This window comes from Pseudofrankia asymbiotica, assembly GCF_001983105.1.
GTDB lineage: Bacteria > Actinomycetota > Actinomycetes > Frankiales > Frankiaceae > Pseudofrankia > Pseudofrankia asymbiotica.
In genome coordinates this window covers 68,860-94,316 of record NZ_MOMC01000017.1, presented here as the reverse complement: position 1 = coordinate 94,316, position 25,457 = coordinate 68,860, and the positions used below count along the sequence as shown (strand labels likewise).

Below are 25,457 nucleotides of genomic sequence, written 5' to 3'. Positions count from 1 at the left end.
GCCCTCCGGCCGCTACCTGGCCAGCCGGTGAGAAGGAGCGACCGGGGGTGCCGGCGCCTCCCCGCCCGCCGGCGCGACGGGCGTCGCCGGCGCGGCCCGCCACCGCCAGCCGTGATCGACCGGCCCGATCCCGGCCCCCAGGGCGAACCCCACCCGCAACGCGCCGGTGACGTAGTCCTTGGCGGCCCGCGTCGCCGCCGGAACGTCGAGCCCCATCGCGAGCCCGGCGGCGATCGCCGAGGCGAGCGTGCAACCCGTCCCGTGGGTGTGCCGGTTGTCGGCGCGGTCGGCCCGCAGGACGACCTCGGTCGTCCCATCGGTGAGCAGGTCGACCGCCTCGCCGGGCAGATGCCCGCCCTTCACGAGCACCCACCGCGGCCCGAGGCTCAGCATCGCCTCGGCGGCCCGCCACAGCCCGGCCTCGTCACGCACCTCGACGCCGGTCAGCAGGGCCACCTCGTTCAGGTTCGGCGTCGTCACCATGGCCAGCGGCAGGAGCAGGTCGCGCAGCACCGACACGGCGGCCGGCTCCAGCAGCCGGTGGCCGTGCTTGGACACCCCGACCGGGTCGACGACGAGCGGCGCCGAAAGCCCCCGCAGCTCCTCGGCGACCACCTGGACCAGCTCGGGCGTGGCCAGCATGCCGGTCTTGACCGCGTCCACGCCGATGTCGCTGACCACCGAGACGATCTGAGCCCGCACGGCCTCGGCCGGCAGCTCCCACGCTCCCTGGACGCCGACCGAGTTCTGCGCGGTCACCGCCGTGACCGCCGTCATCCCGTGCACGCCGAAAGCGGCGGCCGTCTTCAGGTCCGCCTGGATTCCGGCGCCGCCACCGGAGTCGGAACCCGCGATCGCGAGCACCCGCGGGGGCGCGGCACCGGACCGCGGAATGGCGGTGACGGCCGAGGTCGACGTCATCGTGATGCCCCGGAGGTGGCCCCGCCCGCGGTCGGCCTCGCCGCTTCGCCTGTCACGCTGGTCACATTTCCTCCGTCACACCGGTCATGGCCATGTTGTCACCCAGGCCCGCGGAACCGCTCCGCGCGACCGCGCCAACCCGGCGGTTCGCCCACCTGGACCCAGATTCGGCCTTGGCCCGACAAACGCATGGTGGTATCAATCACAGATTGGGGGTCGTGATTGTTCCGCGGTGGTGGCGCCGTCGCCCGAACCGAGGCCGGTCAAGCCCTCAGGCGGCACGGAGACTCGCGCGTTCACAGCAGTTCCTTCGGCTGGGAGCCTCTCCCGGAGGCCGATTGCCTGTTACCGTCTCTCGGCCCGTACTTCTGTTCGACGGRCTGTCGACGTCGACGAGGGAGTGTCTGTGGTTCACGCGTACATCCTTATCCAGACCGAGGTCGGCAAGTCCGCGTCGGTGGCGAAGGAGATCGAGCAGATCCCCGGTGTCACGCAGGCGGAGGACGTCACCGGCCCGTACGACGTGATCGTGCGCGCGGAGGCGAGTTCGGTCGACGATCTGGGCAAGCTGGTCATGGCCCGGGTGCAGGCCGTCGAAGGAATCACCCGCACGCTGACCTGCCCGGTCGTGCATTTCTGACCGGATGAGGAACTGGCGAGCGGCCGGCCTGGCGGCCGCGATGGCGCTTCTCGCCGCGGGATGCGCGGGCGGGCCCAGGACGGTGACGGTGACGGGCGCGCCGGCGCCCACCGGCGCGGCCGCCGCGTCGTGCCGGGCTCTGCTGGACGCACTGCCCGACTCGCTCGGCGAGGGGCTGGACCGGCGCGAGGTCACTCCGCGAGGGGCGGCCGCGGCCGCGTTCGGCTCCGCGCCCGTCCTGCTCACCTGCGGGGTCGAGGGCGTCGCCACGGCCTACCGGCCGGACTCCGTCGTCTCCGAACACGACGGCGTGCGCTGGTTCCCGGAGGAGGCGGACGGAAGGTCACGCTGGTCGACGCCGACCAGGCGGCCGCAGGTGACGCTGACCTTTCCGGACGACGTCGTGCCCTACAACGTGATCGCGGCCGTCAACCCCGCCGTGCTGGCCCACACCGTCGACACCACGCCATGAGTCCTGGCGCGGGGCAGGGGACACGACGCCGGGAGCTACCGCCAGTCACTACCGCGGGCCGCCGCCGCCGCGGCGCAGCGCCAGCTCGATGAGGCGCTCCACCAGGGCCGGGTAGTCCAGGCCGCTGGCCGCCCACATCCTGGGGAACAGCGAGGTGGGCGTGAAGCCCGGCATCGTGTTCACCTCGTTGATGATCACATCGCCCGCCGGGGTGACGAAGACGTCGACCCGGGCGAGGCCGGCGCAGTCAAGCCCGCGGAACGCGGCGGCCGCCACGGCGCGCACCCGGGCGGCGGTCTCGGAGGGCAGGTCGGCGGGGACGTCCAGGCGGGTGTTCGACGAGGCGTACTTGGCCTCGAAGTCGTAGAAACCGGCCGAGGAGTCGACGACGATCTCCGCCGGGACGCTGGTCTCCGGCTCGCCGCCGCCGAGCCGGTCGAGCACACCGCACTCGATCTCCCGGCCGGCGATCGCCGCCTCGACGAGCACCTTCGGATCCGACCCGCGCGCGACCTTGATCGCGGTGTCCAGGTCCTCCCAGGCGTCGACCCGGCTGATCCCGATGCTCGACCCGCCCCGTGCGGGCTTGACGAACACCGGCAGGCCCAGACGCGCCCTGTCGGTCTCCGAGAGGGTCTCCCCCGCCCGCAGCACCGCGTACGGGCCGACCGGCAGCCCGGCCGCCGACAGCAGGACCTTCATGTGCTGCTTGTCCATCGCCGCGGCGCTGGCGAACACCCCGGAGCCGACGTAGGGCAGCCCGGCCATCTCCAGGAGGCCCTGGATCGTGCCGTCCTCGCCGTAGGGGCCGTGCAACACCGGGAAGACCACGTCGAGGTCGAGGCCGCCGGGCCTGTCCGGGCCGCCGCGCTCGCCGCCGGCGTTCCCGGCCGCCGAGGCGGGCACGGCCACGGCCCCCGCGACGGGGTCCAGCGCGACGAGAGCGGCCCCGTTGGGGCCGGGCGCGAGGACGACGCCCTGGCCGGCACCCGGACGCACCTCGGGCGGCTCATGGCCGCCCCCGGCCGGCACCGCCGGGTCGTCAGGCAGCACCAGCCACTGCCCGTCCGGCGCGACGCCGACCGGGACGACCTCATACCGGTCCCGGTCCACCGCCGCCAGGACGCCGCGCGCGGACACGCAGGAGACCGCGTGCTCAGCACTGCGCCCGCCGAACACGATCGCCACCCTGGGCCTTCGCGCGAAGCCAGCCATGCGGGGACAGTAACCGACGGTCTGTCGCGGCCAGGGAACCTCGTCCCGCTGACCCGGACCCGCGGCGGCCAGGCGTGACGCGGGCGAGACCGCGAGGTGGGCGAGACGTGGTGTCCAGGCGGGACGTGGTGTGGGCGACACGTGGTGTCCAGCGCCAACCGGGTGGCGCCGGGTCACCCGCCCACGGCCGTCTGGTTGAATTCCCGGGGCCGACTGTCGTCGGCCCGAAGCCCTTGGACCACCGGATCGCGACCGAGAGTGATCGCGCATTCCGCCTTGGCCCGCATCCCGAGGGTGGGCCAGGAAGGTCGCCGCGCAGCCCGGCGCCTCATGGCCCGCCCATCCGCCCGAGGGGCGCCCCGAACCCCCGGGAGACCCGCCCCGACCGCGAGGAAGCCGCCCCATGCCCCAGACCTCCCAGCAATCCTCCCCGCCGACGCCTGACCCCGTCGCCTTCCGGCGGGAGACGTCTCAGGCCGCGGCCGGTCCCCTGGCGCCGCTACTGGCCCCGTCCGCCGGCGACCGGCACCGGTACCGGATCGTCGGCGGGCAGCCGCTGGTCGGCTCCGTGGAGGTATCCGGCGCCAAGAACTCGGTGACCAAGCTCCTGGTCGCGACGCTGTTGACGGACGAGCCGTGCACGCTGGCGCGAGTCCCCCGCATCGTCGAGGTCGACGTCGTCCTCGGGATGCTCGCCGAGCTCGGCGCGCAGGTCGAGTGGCTCGACGACCACCGGGTGCGCATCGCGACGCCGCGGATCGCCGACGCGTCGCTGTCCGAGGCCTACTCGGGCGTCAACCGGATCCCGATCCTGATGATGGGACCGCTGCTGCACCGGGTGGGCGAGGCGGTCGTGCCGCTGCCCGGCGGCTGCCGGATCGGGAAGCGCCCCGTCGACTTCCACCTGGCCGGGCTGCGCGCGATGGGCGCGGAGATCGTCGAGCAGCTCCGGTCGGTGCAGGTCAAGACGCTGGGCCTGCACGGCGCGCACGTCGAGCTGCCGTTCCCGAGCGTCGGCGCCACCGAGAACCTGCTGCTCGCCGCCGTCCGCGCGAAGGGCACGACGGTGATCTCGAACGCCGCGGTCGAGCCCGAGGTGATCGACCTCATCCTGTTCCTGCAGCAGATGGGTGCCCTGGTCGACGTCGAGGTGGACCGCACGATCGTGGTCCAGGGGGTGGAGCGGCTGCACGGCGCCGACCACACCGCGATCCCCGACCGGATCGAGGTCGCCTCGTTCGCCGCCGCCGCGGTGGCGACGAACGGCCGCGTCGACGTCCAGGGCGCTCACCAGGAGCACGTCGCGACGTTCCTGAACCACCTGCGCCGCCTCGGCGGCGAGTTCAAGGTCACCGACGGTGGGATCACCTTCTACCGGGCCCGCGAGCTCACCGCCACCCACGTGCAGACGGACGTCCACCCCGGCTACATGACCGACTGGCAGCAGCCGCTGGTCGTGCTGCTCACCCAGGCCCGGGGCGCGTCGGTGGTCCACGAGACGATCTACGAGGACCGGTTCGGCTACACCCGCCAGCTCAACGAGATGGGCGCGAGCATCGCGCTCTCGACGACCTGCCTCGGCGGCAAGGGGTGCCGGTTCGCGGCCAGGGACTTCGAGCACTCGGCGGTCGTGTCCGGGCCGACCCCGCTGGTCGGCGGCGATCTGGAGATCCCCGACCTGCGCGCCGGCTTCGCCTACGTCCTGGCCGCGCTGGTCGCGGGCGGCGCCAGCACGATCTCGGGCACCCGCTTCCTCGAGCGCGGCTATGAGGACCCGGTCGGCAAGCTCCGTTCGATCGGTGCCCTCATCGAGACGCTGCCCCTTGACGTCCCGGCCCAGCCGGCCCCGCCGCCCGGAGACTGAAACCGGCCGGCTGGCCCTGAGCACCGTCCGGGGCCAGCCGGCGACCGGGGATGACGCCAACAGCGCGGATGGCGTCAGCCAGCCTCCCGCGGCGGGACCGGCGCCCCCGAGCGGTTCTCCGGTCCCGGCTCTCGGCTCATCAGCTCCTTGACCGCCTCCAGCGGCGGCAGGCCGTCATAGAGGACCCGTTCCACCTGGCGGCTGATAGGCATGTGCACGCCGAGCCGGTGGGCGAGCGCGAGCAGGGGGCGGCACGACCGCACCCCCTCCGCCACCTGGCGCTGCTCGGCCAGCACCGCCTCCAGCGTCATCCCGCGGCCGAGCTTCTCGCCGACGGTGCGGTTGCGCGACAGGGGCGAGGAGCAGGTCGCGACCAGGTCCCCCAGCCCCGCGAGCCCGGCGAAGGTCATGGGATCGGCGCCCAGCGCCACCCCCAGCCGGGAGGTCTCCGCGAGCCCCCGGGTGATGAGCGACGCGACGCTGTTCGCCCCGAACCCCAGGCCCTCGACCATCCCGGCGGCGAGCGCGATGACGTTCTTCGTAGCGCCGCCGAGCTCGCAGCCGATGACGTCGGTGTTGGTGTACGGGCGCAGGTACGGCGTCCAGCAGGCGGCCTGGACGGCGGCGGCGGTCGCGGCCGACGCGCTGGCGATCACGGTCGCCGCCGGGTCCTCGACCGCGATCTCCCTGGCCAGGTTCGGCCCGCTGACGACCGCGATCCGCTCCGGGCCGCAGCCCGCGATCTCGCCGATCACCTCGCTCATCCGCCGGCTGCTGCCGCTCTCGATGCCCTTCATCAGGCTCACGTAGATCGCCGTCGGCTCGACCAGCGGCGCCCAGACGGCCAGCGCCGGGCGAAGCACCTGCGCGGGCACGGCCAGCACCACCAGGTCGGACCCGGCCAACGCCTCGGCCGGGTCCGACGTCGCCAGTACCCGGTCCGGTAACCGGACCTCGGGCAGGTACCGCGGGTTCTGGTGCTCCCGGTTGATCGTCGCCGCCAGCGCGTCGTCGCGGGTGACCAGCATCACCCTTCGCCCGGCGTCCGCGAGGATCTTCGCGAAGACCGTTCCCCACGACCCGGCGGTGAGTACCGCGGCCGCCCGCAGCGGACCGCCACCGTCACTGCCGTTCGTCGTCATGCTGCCGAAGTCTCATCCACTCGTAACCGGCTCGTCGACCAGCTCAGCCAGACCGGGCTTGGGCCGACGTTATGTCAGCGCCCCCCGCGCGGCGCCGCCGCCACCGCGCCACGACCCACCGCGGCACCCGCCGGACGTGGTCTCGACGTCTCGTCAGGCCAGACGAGCCCATATGGTCGGGTCGTGGCGGGCGGACGACCCAAGGGGTGGATCGTCGTGCTGCCGTTGAAGCGGCTGGGCGCGGCCAAGAGCCGCCTGGAGCACCCGGGCCGGGCGCTGCTCGCGCTCGCGATGGCGACCGACACCGCCGCCGCGGCGGCGGCCGTCGGTCGTGATGTCGTGACAGGCGTGCTGCTGGTGACCAACGACCCGGCGGCGAGCGCCGCGATCACGGCTCAGGCCGTGGACGGCGGTGAGGTCGCGAAGGACGGCCCCGCGGGCCAGGGCCACGGAGGCTGGGCACCGGTGCTGGCCGTGCCCGACCTGCCCGACCGGGGGCTCAACGCGGCGCTGCGGCACGGCGCCAGGGTCGCCACGCGACGCTGGCCGGGGCATGGCGTCGCCGCGATGTCGGCCGACCTCGCCGCGCTGCGCCCGGCCGAGCTGCGCGCCGCGCTGCTGGCGGCGCCGCCGACCGGCCGCGCGGTCCTCGCCGACGCCGCCGGAACAGGCACCGTCCTGCTGTGCGCGGCGCCGGGCAGCGAGCTGCTCCCGCGGTTCGGCGAGGACAGCCACGCGCTGCACGTGCGGTCGGGCGCCGTCGACCTGACCGGCGGGCTCGCGGCCAGCGTTCCCGGTCTGCGCCGCGATGTCGACACGGTCGTGGACCTCGCGGCGGCGCGGCTGCTGGGCGTGGGCCCGGCGACCAGCGCCGCGCTCGCCACGGCCGCGGCGAACGCCGGCTGACCTCACCGCGCGGGCAGGGGCCGCGAGGAGAGGCCGGGCTGGCGACCGCCCAGGCCCGCCAGCCCTCACGAGCTCAGGTACGCGCCGACCGCCGAGCCGGCGAGCGGCGCGACGGGCGCGGCGACCGCCAGCAGCGGCGCGAGCGTCGCCAGCGGCGCCGGGCGCGCGAACAGGTAGCCCTGTCCCAGCTCGCAGCCGAGCAGGGCGAGGTCGGCGCGCTGCGCCCGCCGCTCGATGCCCTCGGCGACCACCACGGCACCCAGCGAGCGCGCGACCGTGATCACCGAACGCCCGAGCCGCGAGGCCCGCCCCGGGCCGAGCGGGTTCTCGATCAGGCATCGGTCGAGCTTCACGACGCTGACCGGCAGCTCGTGCAGCGCCGCGAGGTTCGTGTGCCCCGCCCCGACGTCGTCCACCGCGATGCTCGGCCCGAGCGCGCGGATGGCCTCCAGCACCCGCGCGGCGGCGGCCAGGTCGGCGATCCGGTACGTCTCGGTGATCTCGACGACGAGCCGACGCGGGTCGAGGCCGCTGGCGCCGAAGGCCCTGGCGAACACGTCGGGCAACGCGGGGTCGCCGAGCCGCGAGGCGGAGATGTTGACGTGCAGCCGGGTCGCGGGGACGCCGCGCGTCGCCGGGAGCACCGCGGCTACCTCGGCGCAGGCCCGGCCCAGCACGAGCTCGTCGAGCGTCCCCACCAGGCCCCCGTCCTCGGCGGCGGCCACGAACGTCAGCGGCGACACCGGGCCGCGCCCCGGTTCGGTCCAGCGCGCCAGCGCCTCCAGCCCGACCACGGCGCCATCCACCAGCCGCACTATCGGCTGGTAGTGCACGTCGAATCCAGCCTCGTCCCAGCCGTGGCGGCGCACGGTCACGAGCGCCTCCGCCAGCCGGGCGCCCAGGGCCGCCCCCGTCACCTTGCCGGCGTGGCCCCCCTCGGCCTGCACGACCCGCTTCCCCGCCTGTCTGACGCCCTCTCCCAGGCCGCGGGTCGCGGCGAGGCCGGGCGGGAACGGCCGCGGCAGGGCGACGAGGGCCGCGGCGGCGAGCAGCGGCGCCGCGAGCGCCCCGGCCGCCACCGTCGCCCGCGCGAACCCCGACCCGGGCGTGGGGCCGAGCCCCACGCCCACGGCCTGCAGGACGGTCCAGCCCGCGAGCGTCATCGTCAGGCGGCCGAGCCAGCCGCGGTCGGGAGCCGTCGCCCTCCACAGCGACCAGCCGGCCACTCCGGTCGCGGCGACACCCGCGCCGGCGGCGCCGGCCTCGACGATCGTCACGGCGCCGTCGTCGGTGACGACCCGCGCCAGCCCGGCGACCAGGGCCGCGAGCAGCGGCACCAGGGAGGCCGGCCGTGCCGGGACCGAGACGGTCGGCGCCGCCCCGGCGGGGCGGCGGGGCGGCGCGTGCCGGCCGGCTGGCAGGCCGACTGGCAGGCCGGTGGCGAGGACTCCGCCCGGGCCCAGCGGCCCGCTGATGCCCAGCGAGCCAGGCGCGCCCAGGGTGCTGCCCGCGGCCGCGGACCGTCTCACGGCGTCGATGTGTGTCACGGCCTGAGCCGCCTCCCTCTCCCGCACCGCGCGGTGCCCGCCGCGCTCGGCCCCACCACCCGCGCGCGCTCGAGCCGGGCGCGCCCGCACAGGCGCGCCTCCGAACGGTGTCCCCGGGCCGGGTGCTGGCCGCCTGTCCCCGCCGCGATCCCGCTGAGGACAGGTCAGGCCGACGGGCAGTCATGCCAGTCGTGCATCCAACCCGCGCACACTTTGACACGCACCGTATCCGTACTGCGGCGGAACACTGCACCGGGTGGCGAATGAATCACGAACAGTCGCCGAAGTGGCGATCAAGTGGACCATCGCGCGGGCCGTCGAAGGCCGGCGGAGACCGGAATCGGCAGGCAGGTGATGGCCGGGCGGCGGATGCGCGGTGAGGGCCGCCACGGGTCACCGTCGGCGTGTCGCGACACGCCGACGAGGTCCGTGGTCCAGGTCCTGGCCGCCCGGGCGGCCCGGGGGGAGCGTCCGCGGCAGGCGTCCGGCCGCGAGTGCCGGGCGCGCGCTCCGGGCCTACGGGCGGTGGGGCGCTCAGCCCTCGCTCAGGTCGATGACGTCGACGCGCTGGCTCGCGGTGAGCGAACCCCGGCCGCTGCCTCGGTACGCGCCGGAGGTCGGCATGACGTCCTGGTAGTCCCGACCCGCCGCGATGGTCACGTACCGGCGGTCGGCGAGCCGGTTGTGGCATGGGTCGAGCGCCACGGCCACGGCGCCAGCGCCGCCGGGCGCCCCCCAGGCCGCCCGGGCCTGGCCCGCCGTCGACGGGCCGGGCGGAGGCGGCGCCCAGCCGTCGGGCAGCACCACCTCGACCCACGCGTGCGACTCACCGTCACCGACCAGGTGGCCGAGCACATACCGGGCCGGGAGGCCCGCCGCCCGGCACAGCGCGATCATCACGTGCGCCTGGTCCTGACAGACGCCGGCGCCGCCAGCGGCCGCCTGCGCGGCGGTCGTCCCGACGTGGGTCGCGCCCGGGCGGTACGCGATGTTCTCGAACACCCACGCGCAGCACCGGCGCGCGGTGGTCAGCGGGTCCGGGCCGGCGAGCCGGCTCGCGACAGCGGTGAGCGTCTCGTCCGGGGTGGTCAGCGGGGTCGGTGTGTGCAGCCGCCGGCCGGTGAGCACGGACGCCGGCAGCGCCGGCCAGCCGGCGGACGGGCCGCGCTCGACGATCGCCGTGACGTCGAAGTCGAGGACGGCGGGCACCTCGTCGAGCAGGACGGTCGCGGTCCGCGCCCCGTCGGGCCCGCGTTCCCAGCGGACCGACGCCGCGGCCGCCGAGACGGCCAGCTCCCCGTGCCGAGCGGTCTGGTCGCCGTGGCGGCGCGGCGGCAGCACAACCAGGCGGTGCGCCAGGTCGCGCGCGGGGCCGTCGTAGCTGTAGCGAAACCGCTGACGGATCCGGTAGGTCACCCGCCCGGCCGCGGCCAGGGCCTCCCCGCCGGCGTCGACGGCGGTGGGTGGCCGGGACAGCAGGTCCTGCACGGTCAGCGCACCGCCCTTCCCCGCCGAGCCTGGGTGCGGCGACTCCGACCCTCGATTATGGTCCGCTCCCAGTGTTTCCCGCTCATTAACGAACGATCTACCCGGGGTCGCCGGAGCAGCTACCCTGGCGCACTGGACCGGAAGCGCCGTGTGACGACCAGTGCAGGACACCGGGATCGGCTGCCGAGTTCACCTCCGGCTGGCACCATCGCTGACATGGCCGAGCTGGTGGTGACGAGGTCCAACAACCAGTCCGAACAGGGCTCAGATCTGCGGCRCAAGCCCCGCAGTGGCCTGCTCGAGCCGCTGGAGGCGCCCCGGCCCCCGATGCCCTCCGACCTGCCGGATGACCGGTTCATCAACCGCGAGACATCCTGGCTGGATTTCAACGCGCGCGTGCTGGCCCTGGCGGAGGACGTGAGCACTCCGCTGCTGGAGCGGGCCAAGTTCCTCGCGATCTTCGCGAGCAACCTGGACGAGTTCTACATGGTCCGGGTCGCCGGGCTGATGCGGCGGGAGGCGACCGGGCTCGCCGTCCGCTCCGCCGACGGGCTGACCCCCCGGGCGCAGCTGGACCTGATCAGCGGCAAGACCGCCCAGCTCACCGACCGCGCGATCCGCTGCTTCACCGACGAGGTGCTGCCCTCGCTGGTGCACGCGGGCATCAGCATCCGGTTCTGGCACCAGCTGACCACCGAGCAGCAGCAGCGCCTGCACGAGTTCTTCCACGACCAGATCTTCCCGGTGCTCACCCCGCTCGCCGTCGACCCCGCGCACCCGTTCCCGTACATCAGCGGACTGTCGCTGAACCTCGCGGTGACGGTGCGGGACCCGGGCGACGAGGTCGAGCGCTTCGCCCGCGTCAAGGTGCCCCAGAACGTTCCCCGGCTGATCCGGGTGGACCTCTCCCCCGAGGACGCCGCCGCCATGGCCGCCGGCGACGAGGCGGCCGGCCTGGACGGTGCGGGCAACAGCGGCGAGGGCGGCCCCAAGGAGCCGGATCCCGACCGCTACGCGTGCTTCGTGCCGCTGGAGGAGGTGATCGCCGCCCATCTGTCCCAGCTGTTCCCGGGCATGGAGGTGGTCGACTCCCACATGTTCCGGGTGACCCGCAACGCCGACCTCGAGGTCGAGGAGGACGAGGCGGAGGACCTGCTGCAGGCGTTGGAGCGTGAGCTCGCCCGCCGCCGCTTCGGCCCGGCGGTGCGCCTGGAGGTCGACGCGGACATCGACGACGGCCTGCTGAAGATGCTCTGCCGCGAGCTGGAGGTCTCGCCCCGGCACGTGCACAGGGTGCACGGCCTGCTCGACCTGTCGGTGCTGTGGGCGCTGTTCGACCTCGACCGGCCTGAGCTGAAGTTCCCCCCGCGGGTACCGGTGACCCACCCGAGCCTGGTCACCGAGGCGGGCGAGGCGGCGGACTTCTTCGCGGTGCTGCGCGAGCGCGACGTGCTCGTCCACCACCCGTACGACTCGTTCACCACCTCCGTCCAKCGCTTCATCGAGCAGGCCGCGGCCGACCCCCGGGTGCTGGCGATCAAGCAGACGCTGTACCGGACCTCCGGCGACTCGCCGATCGTGGACGCGCTGGTCGCGGCGGCCGAGGCGGGCAAGCAGGTGGTCGTGCTCGTCGAGATCAAGGCGAGGTTCGACGAGAGCGCCAACATCCGGTGGGCACGGGAGCTGGAGCGGGCGGGCTGCCACGTCGTCTACGGCCTGATCGGGTTGAAGACRCACACCAAGACCTGCCTGGTCGTCCGCCAGGAGGAGGACGGCCTGCGCCGCTACTGCCACGTCGGCACCGGGAACTACAACCCGAAGACGGCCAGGCTCTACGAGGACCTCGGCCTGCTGACGGCGGACGAGGAGGTCGGCGCGGACCTGACCGACCTGTTCAACGTGCTCACCGGCTACAGCCGCCAGACGGTGTACCGGTCGCTGCTGGTCGCCCCCGAGCGCATGCGCGACGGCATCGTCGAACGGATCGAGCGGGAGGCGGCCGCCGCCAGGGCCGGCCAGCCCTCCGGGGTCCGGATCAAGGTGAACAGCCTCGTCGACGAACAGATCATCGACGCGCTCTACCGGGCGTCCCGGGATGGCGTGCCGGTGCGTTGCCTGGTGCGCGGCATCTGCGCGCTGCGTCCCGGAGTACCTGGCCTGTCGGAGACCGTGCTGGTGCGCTCGGTCCTCGGCCGCTACCTCGAGCACAGCCGGGTCCTCGACTTCACCTCGTTGGACGAGGTCTGGATCGGCAGCGCGGACATGATGCACCGCAACCTGGACCRCCGGGTCGAGGCGCTGGTCCGGGTGACGCAGGCCGACAACCGGACGGAGCTGCGCCGGATGCTCGACCACGCGTTCTCGCCCGGCGTCTCCGCCTGGGACCTCGGGCCGGACGGCCAGTGGGAGCGCCACGTCACCGGGCCGCAGGAGAACCGTCTCTCGGACTACCAGGCCGATCTCGCCGTCTGGGCACTGCGCCGCGCCTGAGCCGCCGCGCCTGAGCCGAGACCCGGCGGCGCGGCCCGCCGTTTTTCGCCGCCTCTCCGGAGGTGAAACACGGCGGGCCGACGCGGCCCGCTCGCGCTAGGAGCTAGCCGTTGGACGAGACGCTGGACTTGAAGTCCGAGCCCGGGCGGAACTTCGGCACGACCGACGCGGGGACGTGAACCGGTTCGCCGGTCGCCGGGTTGCGCCCGGTCCGCTCGGCGCGCTCCACCCGCTCGAAGACACCGAAGCCGGTGATCGTCACCTTCTCGCCGGCGGAGACGGCCTCCTGGATCGCGTGGAACACCGCGTCGACAGCCTTGGTCGCGTTCGACCGGCCGCCTTCGATCTGCTGAGCAATCTGGTCAACCAACTGGGACTTGTTCACAACAACCTCCGGACACCCCCCGCGGGTGCGGGGTGGGGAGCAGATCGGGCATCACACTGCGCTGCACCGTAGGCATCTCTACTGTCGAGGGCAATTCCCAGAAGCGTGTCGCGTCACACAAACCCGCACGTCAGCGGGTTCGGGACAATCGGCGACCAGATCACTCTCTTCAGTTGCGGCRCACAGCCGAACACGATCAGCACAATCAACCTGCCGATTTCCGAGCTGTTTCAGACGTTCCGTCACCGTTTGGTCGCCCGCCGCCGCGACCGACGCGGTCCCGTTCATCCCTGAGCGCGTAGCGCGAGGCATTCGCGGCGGGGTCAGTGTCGCTGCCCACTCTGTCCGTGGCGCGACACTCAGATCGCTGGTTCTTTCGGCGCGCTCGGGTAGAACGGCACCGGCGGGCCAGGAACCCCGTCCTACCAGAAGCCCTTCCCGAGACCGTCTGGTCCCCGCCGCCCCCCAGCGACGGGGACCCCTCGCGCCACTCGACGAGAAAGATCAAGCCGGGGTCGTGCTGGGGAGCCAGGACGGGCGGGTCTGCTCGAAGGCCGCGACGGCGTCGGCGTGGCGCAGCGTCAGGCCAACGTCGTCAAGGCCCTCCATGAGCCGCCAACGGGTGAAATCGTCCAGTTCGAACGGTGCGACGATGCCCGCGCCGCGGACCTCGCGGGCGGCGAGGTCGACGGTGATCTCCGTCGCCGGGTCGGCCTCGACGGCCGCGAGCAGCGCGTCGACGGTCTCGGCCGGCAGGACGACCGTCAGCAGTCCGTTGCCCAGCGAGTTGCCGCGGAAGATGTCGGCGAACTTCGGCGCGATGACGGCGCGGAAGCCGTAGTCCTGCAGCGCCCAGACGGCGTGCTCGCGGGAGGAGCCGGAGCCGAAGTTCGGGCCGGCGAGCAGGATCGTGGCGCCGGCGTGGGCCGGGTTGTTGAGCACGAACGACGGGTCGGTCCGCCACTGGGAGAACAGGCCGGCGCCGAAACCGGTTCGCTCGATGCGCTTGAGCCAGTCGCTGGGGATGATCTGGTCGGTGTCGACGTCGCTGCGCCGCAGCGGCACCGCCCGGCCGGTGTGTGTGGTGAACGCCTCCATCGGGCGCTCTCCCTTCCTGACGATGTTCGAGAGGTTGTCCAGCTGACGAGATCTGAGACGTTGTTCAGGTCGTGACATTCAGCGGCACGTACGCGAGCCGGCCCGCAGGTTCAGGTCGTGACGTTCAACGGCACGTAAGCGGGCTGGCCCGGAGGCGCGCCTCGCGGAGGCCCGGCCCACAAGCGAAGCGACGTGGACCGGGCCGCAGCGAGGTCGCCGGAGGGCACGTTCGCGGAGGAGGACGCGGCGCGGAGGTCCCTTGGGAGCGAAGCGAGCAAGGGGCCGGAGCGCCGCGCCCGCACGGAGCGAACCAATGTCAGAGGTCGGCGGGAGCGGCGAACCGGCCGAGGACGGCGGTCGCGGCGGCGACCTGGGGCGAGACCAGGTGGGTCCGGCCGCCCTGGCCCTGCCGGCCCTCGAAGTTGCGGTTCGAGGTCGACGCGCTGCGCTCACCCGGCTTCAGCGTGTCCGGGTTCATCCCGAGGCACATGGAGCAGCCCGCGCTGCGCCACTCGGCCCCGGAGGCACGGAACACCTCGTCCAGGCCCTCGGCCTCGGCGTCCGCCTTGACCTGCATCGAGCCGGGCACGATGAGCACGCGCAGGCCGTCGGCGACCTTGCGGCCGCGCAGGATGTCGGCGGCGGCCCGCAGGTCGGAGAGCCGACCGTTCGTGCAGGAGCCGATGAACACCGTGTCGACGGCGATCTCACGCAGCGGGGTGCCGGCGGTGAGGCCCATGTAGACCAGCGCGCGCTCGGCGGCCGCCCGGACGCCGGGGTCGGCGAACGAGGCCGGGTCCGGCACGGAGGCACCCAGCGGGACGCCCTGGCCGGGGTTGGTCCCCCAGGTCACGAACGGCGTGAGCGTGCTCGCGTCGATGACCACCTCGCGGTCGAACGCCGCGTCCTCGTCGGTCGCCAGCGTCTTCCAGTAGGCGACGGCGGCGTCCCAGTCCGCGCCCTTCGGGGCGTGCGGGCGGCCCTTCAGGAACTCGAAGGTCGTCTCGTCGGGGGCGATCATGCCCGCCCGGGCGCCCGCCTCGATCGACATGTTGCAGACCGTCATCCGGCCTTCCATCGACAGCGACCGGACCGCCTCGCCCCGGTACTCCAGGACGTAGCCCTGCCCGCCGCCGGTGCCGATCTCGGCGATGATCGCCAGGATCAGGTCCTTGGCGGTGACGCCCTCGGGCAGCGCGCCCTCGACCGTGATCGCCATGGTTTTCGGGCGGCTCTGCGGCAGCGTCTGGGTGGCCAGCACGTGCTCGACCTGGCTCGTGCCGATGCCGAACGCGAGTGCCCCGAACGCGCCGTGGGTGGCGGTGTGGCTGTCCCCGCAGACGACCGTCATGCCCGGCTGGGTCAGGCCCAGCTGGGGGCCGACGACGTGCACGATGCCCTGGCCGGGGTCGTTCATCGGGTGCAGCCGGACACCGAAGTCGGCGGCGTTCTTGCGTAGCGCCTCGACCTGGGCGCGGGAGACCGGGTCCGCGATCGGCAGCAGCGTGTCGGTGGTCGGGACGTTGTGGTCCTCGGTCGCGATGGTCAGGTCCGGCCGGCGGACGGGCCGGCCGGCGAGCCGCAGCGCCTCGAACGCCTGCGGCGAGGTGACCTCGTGCACAAGATGCAGGTCGATGTACAGCAGGTCGGGCTCACCGTCGGCACGGCGGACGACGTGCGCGTCCCAGACCTTCTCCGCGAGTGTGCGCCCCATTGGCCCACTCCTTCTCTGACAATGTCGCAGTGCTCTGTCCCGCCGCCGGCCAGCCCAGCCGTCTCGCCCCGAGGCGGCGCGTTCGCGGTTCTGTCCCGGAGTCATCGCCCTGAAGTCGTCGCCCCGACAGTCGCTGTCTCAGTGGTTGGGATGGCAGTATCAACGTATGGAACAGCGTAACCCCTCACCGGGTCTGGCCGTCGGCACCCCCGGGCTCGGCGCGGACAGCCTCCCCGGCACCGACGACATCGGCGGCCTCCCCGGCATCGGCGGCATCGGCGGCATCGGCGGCCAGGAGGCGACCAGCGGGGTCGGCGTGCTGGACAAGGCTGCGCTGGTGCTCTCGGCCGTCGAGGCGGGCCCCGTGTCCCTCGGCGACCTGGTCACGCGCACCGGGCTCAGCCGCGCCACCGCGCATCGGCTCGCGGTGGCGCTGGAGACGCATCGGCTGGTCGGGCGGGACGCGGGCGGGCGGTTCGTCGCCGGGCCGCGCCTGGCCGCCGGGTCGGCGACCGCCGCGCTGTGGCCGCTGCCCTGGCAGGTGCTGCGGGCCGCCCCGACGGTGCTCGCGGAGCTGCGGGACGTCACCGGGGAAAGCACCCAGCTCTACGTGCGCCGCGGCGCCGAGCGGGTGTGCGTCGCGGCGGCCGAGAGCGGCAGCGGGCTGCGGGACACGGTCCCGGTCGGCGCCATCCTCCCGATGACAGCCGGGTCCGGCGCCCAGGTGCTGCTCGCCTTCGCCACCGGCGACGACCTGGGCGGCGACGAGGACAGCGACCTTGGCGGAGGCGAGCGCGGGGGCCGGGGCGAGGGCGACGGCGGGCCGCCCGGCCAGGGAGCGCGAGCCGGGGGTGTCCCGGCCGGCTCCGCGTTCGACGAGGAGGTGCTGGCCGGGGTGCGCGCCCGCGGCTGGGCGCAGAGCGCCGGCGAGCGCGAGGCGGGGCTCGCGTCGGTGTCGGCGCCGGTCCGCGGTGCCTCCGGTGCCGTGATCGCCGCGCTGTCCATGTCCGGGCCCGACGGCCGGCTCACCCGCGCTCYGGGCGAGCTGTTCGGCGCCACCGTCGCGGCCGCCGCTGACCGGTTGTCCCTCATCGCCGGCTACCCACGGGTGTCACATATGACTACCCCCAACGGACTACTCGGGGATGCGACAGCGTAGCCTTTCCCTGTCGCCCTGGGTGATATCGGCGGTCTCAATGTCGATACGTCAGGGTCGGTGGTCGTACGGTCGTGGCATTTCACGCCGTGGCGCGCCGGCGACCACTGGCCCCGGCCGTTGCTCCGGACCCGGCCCTGTGGCGTCGGTCCGGACCAGCCGGCTACCCGCCCAGGACCGACACGAGCCGTCGTTCGGGGGGTCGGACGGGCGGCTCGGGCGAGATCGTGACCGGGCATGCCGCGCGCCCCGCCGCGGCCTCGCCGTCGTGGCCGTCACCGCCTCCCGCTGGGCGGCGCGTAGAGGGGGAGTCTGGCAGTGCGCACACTCGGCTCGCGGTATGTCCTGCACGAGCTGCTCGGGCAGGGCACCACCGGCGAGGTGTGGCGGGCCAGCCGCCGCGACGACGGCGCCGCCGTCGCCGTGAAGATGCTGCGCCCCGAGTTCGCCGATGACCCGGTGGTGGTCGACCGGTTCCTGCGAGAGTGGCAGATCCTCTACGACATTGACAGCCCCGACCTGGTACGCGTTCTCGATCTGGTCAACGAGCGGGACGCGCTGGCGATCGTCATGGAGCTCGTCGAGGGCACCGACCTGCGTGAGTACCTGCGCCACGAGGCGCCGCTGCCGGTCGGCGAGGCCGTGCGGATCGTCATCGACGTGCTGTGGGCGCTCGACAACGTGCACGGCGCGGGCGTGGTGCACCGCGACGTCAAGCCGGAGAACGTGCTGCTCGAGAGCCGCGGCAAGGGCCCGGCGGTCCGGCTCACCGACTTCGGTATCGCCCGGATGGTCGACACCCTGTCCCGCGGCCGCACCCCGGCGACCGGCCCGATCGGCACGCCGCTCTACATGGCCCCGGAGCTCGGCACCAGTACGCCGCCCACCCCCGCCGTCGACATCTACTCCGCCGGCATCGTGCTCTACGAGCTGCTCGCCGGCATGCCGCCGTTCGACGAGGCGAACCCGGCCGACATGCTCGCGGCGCATCGCGAGGAGGCGCCGCTGCCCATCAAGGGCGTGCCGCGGCCGGTGTGGGACGTGCTGGCGACGATGCTGGCCAAGTCACCGGCGCACCGCCCGCCGACGGCCGCCGACGCGGCGCGCGCCCTGGATTCCGCGCTGCGCCGCGACCGGGACCGCGACCTGGACGACGACCGGCAGCGCAACGAGAACCAGGACTGGGACCGTCGCGAGGACACCTGGGAGCGCGGCGTCCCGGACCGGCGCAACGAGGCCGGCGACGCCATGGCCGGCGGCCGGCGCACCGCCGCGGCCGCCGGCGTGGGCGCGGGGGCCGCGCTCGGCATGACGAAGGCCGCCCACGCCGAGGCCGGCCCTGGAGGCCCGGGATACGGCCCCGGCCGGGGCTATCCGGACGACTGGGACGCGGACGCGGCCACCGGCCTGATGCCGCCCGTGCCCGAGCCACGCGGCGCCGGGCCCTGGGACGACGAGCACGACGCACCGACAGGCATACTCCCGCCCATCCCCGGCCCCGGCGGCCCGCGGCGCGGCTGGGACGATGACGAGCCGCCGACCGGCGCCCAGCCGGTCCGGGTGCCCGGCCGCGCCGGGGCGACCCAGTCGGACCGCAACACGGTGATCTCGGCCATTCCCGCCTCGCGCCAGCCAGCGCCCGGCGGCAGCGGTGGCGGCCGCCCCCCCACCCAGAACAACCGTCAGCAGCGGCTCAAGATCGCCGCCGGAGCGGCCCTCGTCGTCGCCCTCATCGCGGGCGCCGGCGGCTGGGCCCTGGCCGCGTCCACCGGCGACCAGTCCGACTCCCCCGGCATCGAGACCGCCGCCGACGGCGCCCCCGGCGTCACCTCCACCCCGTTCACCGACAAATCCGGCAACATCATCGACCCGACGGCGACCGCGCCGTACACCACCATGCTGCCCAACGGCAAGATGGTCACAGTCACCCCCTCACCCAGGTCCTCGGCCTCCGCCGCGTCGACGAAGCCGGGCTCCCCGTCGTCGACCGACGGCGGCGCGCCGACCACCAGCGCGGCCCCGACGACGCCGTCGACCGCGACCGTCCCGGACCTGTCGGGGATGAACCAGAGCCAGGCACAGAGCGCGGTCTCCAACGCCGGGTTCGCCAACCAGCCGTCGGTTACCTCGGACTGCAACGACAACGTCCCGGTCGGGCAGGTCTACTCGCAGAGCCCGAGCGCCGGCACCAAGGCGGACCGGTCGACCACGATCGCCGTGATCACCTCGGCCACGTGCCTGTCGGTGCCGGACGTCGTCGGAACACGGGCGGACGCCGCGAACTCGCAACTGCAGAACGCCGGTTTCTCGGTCACCTACGGCGGCGAGTGGAACTGCCCGAATGGCTACAACAACGTCACCAGCCAGTCACCCCAAGCGGGAACGGTGGTGAAGAAGGGCTCATCCGTGTACATCGCGTACACCTGCAAGGCGCCGCCGCCCACATCCCCTCCGCCGTCCAGCGCCGAGTGAACGAACGAATCCGCTCGCCTGAGGTGATCGGCTCACCGTAGTGGCACCGCGAGCCCGGCCCGGCCGCCCCGACACTGTCGGGGCGGCCGGTCTCGTTTCAGGCGACCTAGACGCCGGACCTTGTCCTGAAGCGCGGTCTGGATCGGACGTCCCGGCCGACGTCAGAGCCGCGAAAACGGGCTGGCCGTGGCCCTGACGTCAGGCGGGATTCCCCGGGACGTCGAACAGGATGAACGCCCGGGCACGGTGCGAGGGTCGCCGGTCGCGGCGCCGAGCCGACTGCGCCGCGGATCACTGGCGTGGAAGCGCCGTCTGGGGTCCTTCTTCCGTGCCGCCCGCCACGGGCGAGGCCTGGCTGCTACGGCGAGGCGATTCTCGCCCGGGCTGGCCGGGTCAGCCGGAGCGGTCGAGGGGGTAGTCGTCGGGGGTCCGCCAGGACGACGCGACGCGACGCGGCCGCGGGGCGGAGGGGCCAGGAACGTCGCCCTCGCCCACAGCGATGCGGCCAGGGACAGGCTCGTCGGCCGGGATGGGTCCATGGGAGGGMCAGTCCCAGCGCGGGGGGCGCTGGCTCGCCAGCGGCGGCGTGGGGGCCAGCGCGGGCTCGTTGAGGTAGTCCTGGCCGAGGCCGTCGGGACGCAGCGCGGGCAGGTCGGGCAGGTTGGGCAGGTGGGTCGGGTCGTTGGTGGGCAGCGACAGCTCGGCGGCCCACATGTCGACCTCGACGTTGATCTCGCCGCCGTCCGCCGTCATCCGCAGCCGGCCGCCGTGCACCTCGACCAGCCGGCGCACCACGTACAGGCCCATGCCGGCGCCGTCGGTCGGCCTGGTCGCCGAGCCGTCCCGCTGGGTGAACGGTTCGAAGAGCCGGTCGATCGTCTCCTTGTCGAGGTCGGGCCCCTGGTTGCGGACCCGCAGCACGACCTCGTCGCCGACCCGGCCCGCGATCAGACGGACGGGGGTCCCCGGCCAGGAGTGCACGAGGGCGTTGTCGACCAGGTTCGCGACCACCTGGTGCAGCGCCTGGCGGGACATCCGGACCGGCAGGTGCTCGGGCAGGTCGACCGCCACGGCGCCCGCCATGGAGGCGTGGCGCAGGCTGCCGAGCGCCTCGCGGACCACCTCGGGCAGGTCGGAGACGGTGTTGTCGTCGATGCCGGTCGCGGTCGCCGCGGTCAGCATGTTCTCCAGGAGGCGGGACAGCCGCTCGGAGGAGTTCAGCGCCGAGTCGAGCAGGACGTCCAGCTGCTCCGAGGACATGCGGTGGCGGCGGCGGCGGATCGTCAGCAGGTTGCCGCGGATGYCGGCCAGCGGTGTGCGGAACTCGTGGGAGACCGTGGCGACCAGGTCGGTGCGGATCTTCTCGGTCTCCTCCAGCCGCGCCATGAGGCTCTGCTGGCCCTCGTAGAGCTGGTGGCGGTAGCGCTCCGTCCGGTGGCGCTCCTGCTGGTTGTAGTGCCAGAAGACGACCTGGGCGCCGGCGAGCGCGACGATGAAGCCGGCGTGCATCGCGGCCAGCATCAGCGCGCTGTGACGGGCGTTGTCGGTGAGCGCGCCGGGGCTGACCAGGTTGCGCAGCACCAGGTTCGCGATGAAGACGAACCCGATCGCCAGCACGTACACGGACCAGTCCTCGTACAGCGCGATCAGCGCGACGACGACGAAGAAGTGGAAGTACATCGGGCCGAGCCCGTCCGAGAGGTGGACGAGCACCACCGAGCAGCACAACAGTCCAAGGCTCGCGGCCAGCGCCCGGATCCGCCGCGCCCCCGGCAGCGCGGCAGCGCCGAACAGCAGCAGCGGCGGGCTGGCGGCGGCCAGGCCGTGCGTGAGGCTGAAGTCGCGCAGGAGCGCGTAGCCGACGATCGCCGGCAGGTGCAGCGCGAGGATCCACTTCAGCAGCCGGTGGCGGGCGGTCCAGTCCTCGAACGGCAGCCGGTGGCCGTGGGGCACCAGGCTCGCGACCCAGCCACCGGCACGGCCGGCCCTGCTGTGCGCGTCCGTCTGGCTGGGCTTCTCGGCCTGCCGGCGACGCTCCGCGCCAGGACGCTCGGACCGGACACCGACGTGTCTGGTCCGCGCGGCGCGCGCCCGCTCATGCCGGCGCCGCGCCCGCTCTCCGAAGGGGGGACCGGCGGCGGACATCCGCGCAAGTTTCTACCGAGACGACCCTTAGCCGCCATGGTTGTCAAGGGTGGTGTGTGATGGCGACAGTGTCCACTTTTGACTAGGCACTCAGGACCAGCCCGGAACAGGCTAGACGGAGCATGGCGCCGCAAGGCGGCCACCGACAGTGTGGTCCGCGTCGGCGCTCTAAGGGAAGCCTTCGCTTCCATTAGTTTCGCGGACAACGGTGTACGGGTCACAAGCCCGTCACTGTCGGCGAGACAGCACCAGCTAGCAGGTCCCAGGTTGTTGCCCACAAGGAGGACACCGTGCCCCCAGTCGCTCTGACCGTCGCGTCTGCCCCGGCCTGCCTGTCGTCCCGGCGAGCCGCCGTCGTCGCCCCGCGCCCGAGCACCGTGGAGGCTGTCCCCATGCCGATGCCGATGCCGGCACCCGCGCTCGCCCCCGTCCTCCCGGAGCAGCCGGCCGCGCGCCCCCGCCTGCGCCTCGTGACCGCCACCTCGCCTCAGGTCGACGCGATGGACGAGGCCGAGGTCATCGAGATCGTCCACGGCCACGGCGGCCCCGCCTCCTGCCGCTGCCGCCCCTGCACGATGGCCCGCCACCCCGCGGCCCTCCTCCCCCGCCTCAAGGTCGTCCGCTAACCGCCCCGGAGGAGAAGCGGCCCCCAGCCACCCCGCCTGCCTGGGCCCCAGCCCAGGCAGACCGCGGAAGCACCACCAACAGCAAGAAGCCCGCCAGATCGCTCAACCGATCTGACGGGCTTTCAACTTTCTACGACCAACCCCAAGTACGGCGAAGCCAGACACTGGAAGTCCCAGAACACCCGCCGGAGCTACCCCACAGCCAACCAAAAAATGACCAGCTGAAAATGCCCCAGCTCTGGCGAAGCCAGACCTGGGGCCGAGGTGTTGCCCACAACAAAACGCAACCCAGCAGGAAGATGACCGAAGGTCATCGACTCAAGCACCCCACGAGTCTGGCGAAGCCAGACACTGGGGGTCCGGGGGTGGCCCCCCGGAGCAAAATTGCGGCCAACGGGAAGATGACCCAAAGGTCATCGAACAACGCGAGCCAGCTCGTAGCCCCGACCGGATTCGAACCGGCGCTACCGCCTTGAGAGGGCGGCGTCCTAGGCCACTAGACGACGGGGCCAAGCTCCAAAACCATTACCACACACTCGCCGCAGTATGTTTCCACCCTGCGACGTCCCACACCATACACGACATCCGCCCYGCCCCGGTGGGGGGTGTCGGGGGGCGAAGCCCCCTGACACGGGGGTTCCAGGGGGTCGCCCCCCTGGGCAGACATCGGAACCTTGAGAGCCGATCTACGATCGGCGAACAAGGTCCTGCTGGGGTACCAGGACTCGAACCTAGACTAACGGAACCAGAATCCGTTGGGCTGCCAATTACCCCATACCCCATGGGATGCCCTCGCGGGCGAGGCCTACTGTACCGCATCCCGCGAGGGTGGTTCGCGCCCAGGTCGGGACATCGAACCAGCGTCGAACCGGCTCGGAGGGAGCCGCTCCGGCCCGGCCCGGGGGTGGGCTGCGAGGGCTGGGTCGATGGGCTCGATACGGTCGCTGGGTGCGTATCGCTAGGTTTACAGACGGCTCGGAGCCCGCCTTCGGCGTGGTGGAGGGCTCGGTCGAGCGCGGCGAGGCGACCATCGCCGCGCTGACGCCCCATCCGTTCGGGCCCTTCACGTTCACCGGGGCCCGCTGGCCGCTCGGCGAGGTGCGCCTGCTGGCGCCTGTGCTGCCGAGCAAGGTGCTGGCGGTCGGCAAGAACTACGCCGACCACGTGAAGGAGATGGGCGGCGACGCCCCGCCGGAACGCCCGATCCTCTTCCTGAAGCCCTCGACGAGCGTCGTCGGCCCCGGAGACCCGATCATCCATCCCGACCCCACCAGCCGGATGGACTACGAGGGCGAACTGGCGATCGTCATCAGCCGGCTGTGTCGCGATGTGCCGCAGGAGCGGGCGATGTCGGTCGTGCTCGGATTCACCTGCGCGAACGACGTCACGATGCGCGAGCAGCAAAGCGCCGACGGCCAGTGGACCAGGGCCAAGGGCCACGACAGCTTCTGCCCGCTCGGCCCGTGGATCGAGACCGACCTCGACCCGTCGAACGTCGGCATCCGCACCACCCTCGACGGTGAGGTCCGCCAGAGCTCCACCACCGCGGCCCTCGTCCACACGATCCCGCAGCTGATCGCCTACATGTCGGCCGCGATGACGCTGCTGCCCGGCGACGTCCTCCTCACCGGCACACCCGCCGGCGTCGGCCCGATGCGCCCCGGCCAGACGGCCGCCGTCACCGTCGACGGTGTCGGCACCCTCACCAATCCCGTCACCGCCCGCTGATCACCACCACTCGCTCTCATCCCCTCCAGAGCCTGGGCGGGGTGGCGGGCGGAGTCGCCACCGTGGGTGACCGGCGCGACGAGACGAGGCGGCCCGCCCACGCTCGGCACTGTGAGCTGGCCCTGGGGCGGGTGGCTGCTCGGCCGACGCGGGTGTGGCAGAGAATTCGGAGCAGATCCGGCGGTGTGCTGTGGTCGGGGGTATGAAGACCGGGCCACACGACCTAGGTCAGCGGACCGTCGGCGGGGTCCACCGACGAGCAGAGACAGACGAGCAGAGACGGACGGAAGGAGCGGYATGACCGAGGCTGAGGCCCTCTACGACGTTGGCGCGCCCGAGCCCAAGCCGATCGACGAGGAGCTGAGCGTCAAGCTCGGTCACCTGGCCGAGGACGCGATCCTGCGCGGCAAGCCGAACGGCGACGAGCGGTGCGACAACTGCCTGTACTACCTGGACACCGACAAGGACATCTCGTACTGCTGGCACCCGAAGCTGCGGATCCTGGTCGGCGGCCCGTGGTGGTGCCAGTGGTGGGAGGAGATCCCCGAGGAGGACTGACCACGGTCCGAGGCAGGACGGCACCCGGCGGGCCGGGTCCGCRCACACGACGCGCGGACCCGGCCCGCCGTCGTACCAGCGGCGTCAGCGGCGGTGCCCGGCCGCGCGCCGGGTGTCCCGGGGCTCGGTGGTCGCCTCGGCCGCCGACCGCCCGGCCCGAGTCACGGGCGGCGAGACGAGCCACGGGTGGCGCAGGTCGTGGTACGTCGGCTCACCGGTGAGCTCGCGCATGTCGAAGAGGACCTCCTCGATCTCCGGGAGCTGCTCGCCGTGCTCGCCGGCGCGCGCCAGCTCCTCGGAGCTGAAGTAGAAGACCCGGACGAACCGGCCGTCCGGGCCGACCGCGGCCAGACCGCCGATGATGTCCTGCCGGCCTTCCGGAAGGTGGCGGAGCAGTTCCTTCTCCAGGGACCGCAGCCGTCCCGGGTCGGTGGTGCGGCCCTGGATGACCTGCACGAAACCCGCGTCGTCGGCGCCACCCTCCATCATCAGCACGGCGTCGGCGAACTCGGTGGTGACCACCGGGCCCAGGAAGAGCCRCTCCGTCCTGGCCCACCATTCCCGGTGGTCGGAGCGGGCCGAGAGCTTCGCCATCGCCTCGACCGAGGTGAACCGGCTGAGGCAGACGAACCTGTCGTCCTCAGTGATGCCGGCCGTCGAGCCCAGCCAGCCAGGCGCGTCCGATCCGATGTCGGCAAGCCACCGTTCGTGCTGGGCCCGCATCGCCGCGCGGTCCGGCACCCTTCCCTGGATCACCTGCAGAAACATCACGACCTCCGCACCGCGTCCACTCGTAACCACGAACGGACGGACCGTAACTCCGGACGGCCGTGACTTCGAACCGATCTCCGGCCCATCAGGGGCCGTCGACCGGTCGGGCGGTCAGGCGA

20 protein-coding genes and 2 tRNA genes are annotated in these 25,457 nt (G+C 73.2%); 10 read left to right on the top strand and 12 right to left on the bottom strand.

Translation table 11 applies throughout. The annotated features are described in order from the left end of the window. Window positions 1-12: 12 nt before the first annotated feature. On the bottom strand, window positions 13-921 hold the full coding sequence (gene thiD / locus BL253_RS10200; protein ID WP_076815795.1) for a bifunctional hydroxymethylpyrimidine kinase/phosphomethylpyrimidine kinase: 909 nt from the start codon (window positions 919-921) through the stop codon (window positions 13-15). A gap of 406 nt (window positions 922-1,327) precedes the next feature. On the opposite strand from thiD, the gene BL253_RS10195 reads away from it, so the two are divergent. Together BL253_RS10195 and BL253_RS10190 are read left to right on the top strand one after the other, a co-directional pair. Further along, complete coding sequence (locus BL253_RS10195; RefSeq protein ID WP_071050585.1) at window positions 1,328-1,561, top strand: Lrp/AsnC family transcriptional regulator; 234 nt, start codon at window positions 1,328-1,330, stop codon at window positions 1,559-1,561. Between the two features lie 4 nt (window positions 1,562-1,565). After that, window positions 1,566-2,033: a DUF3515 family protein gene (locus BL253_RS10190; protein ID WP_076815793.1), complete on the top strand. Its 468-nt coding sequence runs from the start codon at window positions 1,566-1,568 to the stop codon at window positions 2,031-2,033. A 48-nt stretch (window positions 2,034-2,081) separates the two neighbouring features. Here the strand turns inward: BL253_RS10190 and BL253_RS10185 are convergent, their stop codons facing one another. Next, the gene (locus BL253_RS10185; protein ID WP_076815791.1) at window positions 2,082-3,248 is read right to left on the bottom strand and encodes a D-alanine--D-alanine ligase family protein; all 1,167 of its coding nucleotides are present in this window, start codon (window positions 3,246-3,248) and stop codon (window positions 2,082-2,084) included. A gap of 403 nt (window positions 3,249-3,651) precedes the next feature. Here BL253_RS10185 and murA point away from each other — a divergent pair, with 403 nt between their 5' ends. Continuing rightward, on the top strand, window positions 3,652-5,112 hold the full coding sequence (murA, locus tag BL253_RS10180; RefSeq protein ID WP_241834681.1) for a UDP-N-acetylglucosamine 1-carboxyvinyltransferase: 1,461 nt from the start codon (window positions 3,652-3,654) through the stop codon (window positions 5,110-5,112). Window positions 5,113-5,186: 74 nt separating this feature from the next. Here murA and BL253_RS10175 read toward each other — a convergent pair whose 3' ends face one another. Further along, on the bottom strand, window positions 5,187-6,254 hold the full coding sequence (locus BL253_RS10175; protein WP_076815789.1) for an NAD(P)H-dependent glycerol-3-phosphate dehydrogenase: 1,068 nt from the start codon (window positions 6,252-6,254) through the stop codon (window positions 5,187-5,189). A gap of 183 nt (window positions 6,255-6,437) precedes the next feature. Here BL253_RS10175 and cofC point away from each other — a divergent pair, with 183 nt between their 5' ends. Beyond that, window positions 6,438-7,160, top strand: coding sequence for a 2-phospho-L-lactate guanylyltransferase (gene cofC, locus BL253_RS10170; RefSeq protein WP_076815787.1), 723 nt, complete (start codon window positions 6,438-6,440; stop codon window positions 7,158-7,160). Between the two features lie 65 nt (window positions 7,161-7,225). Here the strand turns inward: cofC and BL253_RS10165 are convergent, their stop codons facing one another. Together BL253_RS10165 and BL253_RS10160 are read right to left on the bottom strand one after the other, a co-directional pair. Continuing rightward, on the bottom strand, window positions 7,226-8,707 hold the full coding sequence (locus BL253_RS10165) for an EAL domain-containing protein (protein ID WP_241834680.1): 1,482 nt from the start codon (window positions 8,705-8,707) through the stop codon (window positions 7,226-7,228). Window positions 8,708-9,241: 534 nt separating this feature from the next. Continuing rightward, entirely contained in the window at window positions 9,242-10,195 is a 954-nt protein-coding gene (locus tag BL253_RS10160) for a transglutaminase family protein (RefSeq protein WP_096335964.1), read from the bottom strand. A 216-nt stretch (window positions 10,196-10,411) separates the two neighbouring features. Between BL253_RS10160 and BL253_RS10155 the strand changes: the two genes are divergently transcribed. Further along, a complete protein-coding gene (locus BL253_RS10155) occupies window positions 10,412-12,685 on the top strand; it encodes an RNA degradosome polyphosphate kinase (RefSeq protein WP_076815785.1) in 2,274 nt (757 codons plus the stop codon). A gap of 103 nt (window positions 12,686-12,788) precedes the next feature. Here BL253_RS10155 and BL253_RS10150 read toward each other — a convergent pair whose 3' ends face one another. The 3 genes from BL253_RS10150 to leuC all read right to left on the bottom strand — a co-directional run bounded on the left by BL253_RS10150 (window position 12,789) and on the right by leuC (window position 15,882). Continuing rightward, window positions 12,789-13,070: an HU family DNA-binding protein gene (locus BL253_RS10150; protein ID WP_076815783.1), complete on the bottom strand. Its 282-nt coding sequence runs from the start codon at window positions 13,068-13,070 to the stop codon at window positions 12,789-12,791. A gap of 504 nt (window positions 13,071-13,574) precedes the next feature. Then, complete coding sequence (gene leuD / locus BL253_RS10145) at window positions 13,575-14,168, bottom strand: 3-isopropylmalate dehydratase small subunit (protein ID WP_076815781.1); 594 nt, start codon at window positions 14,166-14,168, stop codon at window positions 13,575-13,577. Between the two features lie 316 nt (window positions 14,169-14,484). Further along, window positions 14,485-15,882 (bottom strand): 3-isopropylmalate dehydratase large subunit, encoded by a 1,398-nt coding sequence (gene leuC, locus BL253_RS10140; RefSeq protein ID WP_076815779.1) that lies wholly within the window; start codon window positions 15,880-15,882, stop codon window positions 14,485-14,487. Window positions 15,883-16,048: 166 nt separating this feature from the next. Between leuC and BL253_RS10135 the strand changes: the two genes are divergently transcribed. Together BL253_RS10135 and BL253_RS10130 are read left to right on the top strand one after the other, a co-directional pair. After that, complete coding sequence (locus tag BL253_RS10135; protein WP_081438190.1) at window positions 16,049-17,041, top strand: IclR family transcriptional regulator; 993 nt, start codon at window positions 16,049-16,051, stop codon at window positions 17,039-17,041. 315 nt (window positions 17,042-17,356) lie between these two features. Continuing rightward, the gene (locus BL253_RS10130) at window positions 17,357-19,510 is read left to right on the top strand and encodes a serine/threonine-protein kinase (RefSeq protein WP_076815777.1); all 2,154 of its coding nucleotides are present in this window, start codon (window positions 17,357-17,359) and stop codon (window positions 19,508-19,510) included. A 393-nt stretch (window positions 19,511-19,903) separates the two neighbouring features. Here the strand turns inward: BL253_RS10130 and BL253_RS10125 are convergent, their stop codons facing one another. Then, on the bottom strand, window positions 19,904-21,655 hold the full coding sequence (locus BL253_RS10125) for a sensor histidine kinase (protein ID WP_076815775.1): 1,752 nt from the start codon (window positions 21,653-21,655) through the stop codon (window positions 19,904-19,906). Window positions 21,656-21,945: 290 nt separating this feature from the next. On the opposite strand from BL253_RS10125, the gene BL253_RS10120 reads away from it, so the two are divergent. Further along, window positions 21,946-22,281: a hypothetical protein gene (locus tag BL253_RS10120; protein WP_076815773.1), complete on the top strand. Its 336-nt coding sequence runs from the start codon at window positions 21,946-21,948 to the stop codon at window positions 22,279-22,281. A gap of 438 nt (window positions 22,282-22,719) precedes the next feature. Here the strand turns inward: BL253_RS10120 and BL253_RS10115 are convergent. Both BL253_RS10115 and BL253_RS10110 read right to left on the bottom strand, forming a co-directional pair. Then, a tRNA-Glu gene (locus tag BL253_RS10115) sits at window positions 22,720-22,792 on the bottom strand. A gap of 199 nt (window positions 22,793-22,991) precedes the next feature. After that, window positions 22,992-23,063 (bottom strand) — tRNA-Gln (locus tag BL253_RS10110). A 166-nt stretch (window positions 23,064-23,229) separates the two neighbouring features. Here BL253_RS10110 and BL253_RS10105 point away from each other — a divergent pair. Further along, window positions 23,230-24,009, top strand: a complete 780-nt coding sequence (locus BL253_RS10105; protein ID WP_076815771.1) for a fumarylacetoacetate hydrolase family protein — start codon at window positions 23,230-23,232, stop codon at window positions 24,007-24,009. A gap of 297 nt (window positions 24,010-24,306) precedes the next feature. After that, window positions 24,307-24,567, top strand: coding sequence for a hypothetical protein (locus tag BL253_RS10100; RefSeq protein WP_076815769.1), 261 nt, complete (start codon window positions 24,307-24,309; stop codon window positions 24,565-24,567). 84 nt (window positions 24,568-24,651) lie between these two features. On the opposite strand, the gene BL253_RS10095 is transcribed toward BL253_RS10100, so the two are convergent. Next, complete coding sequence (locus tag BL253_RS10095; protein WP_076815767.1) at window positions 24,652-25,335, bottom strand: hypothetical protein; 684 nt, start codon at window positions 25,333-25,335, stop codon at window positions 24,652-24,654. Between the last annotated feature and the right edge of the window lie 122 nt (window positions 25,336-25,457).

Excerpts from the sequence above, each read along its gene's own strand:
- thiD (WP_076815795.1), bottom strand. The coding sequence starts at position 921 with ATGACGTCGACCTCGGCCGTCACCGCCATTCCGCGGTCCGGTGCCGCG.
- BL253_RS10190 (WP_076815793.1), top strand. The coding sequence starts at position 1,566 with ATGAGGAACTGGCGAGCGGCCGGCCTGGCGGCCGCGATGGCGCTTCTC.
- BL253_RS10185 (WP_076815791.1), bottom strand. The coding sequence starts at position 3,248 with ATGGCTGGCTTCGCGCGAAGGCCCAGGGTGGCGATCGTGTTCGGCGGG.
- murA (WP_241834681.1), top strand. The coding sequence starts at position 3,652 with ATGCCCCAGACCTCCCAGCAATCCTCCCCGCCGACGCCTGACCCCGTC.
- BL253_RS10175 (WP_076815789.1), bottom strand. The coding sequence starts at position 6,254 with ATGACGACGAACGGCAGTGACGGTGGCGGTCCGCTGCGGGCGGCCGCG.
- leuD (WP_076815781.1), bottom strand. The coding sequence starts at position 14,168 with ATGGAGGCGTTCACCACACACACCGGCCGGGCGGTGCCGCTGCGGCGC.
- leuC (WP_076815779.1), bottom strand. The coding sequence starts at position 15,882 with ATGGGGCGCACACTCGCGGAGAAGGTCTGGGACGCGCACGTCGTCCGC.
- BL253_RS10100 (WP_076815769.1), top strand. The coding sequence starts at position 24,307 with ATGACCGAGGCTGAGGCCCTCTACGACGTTGGCGCGCCCGAGCCCAAG.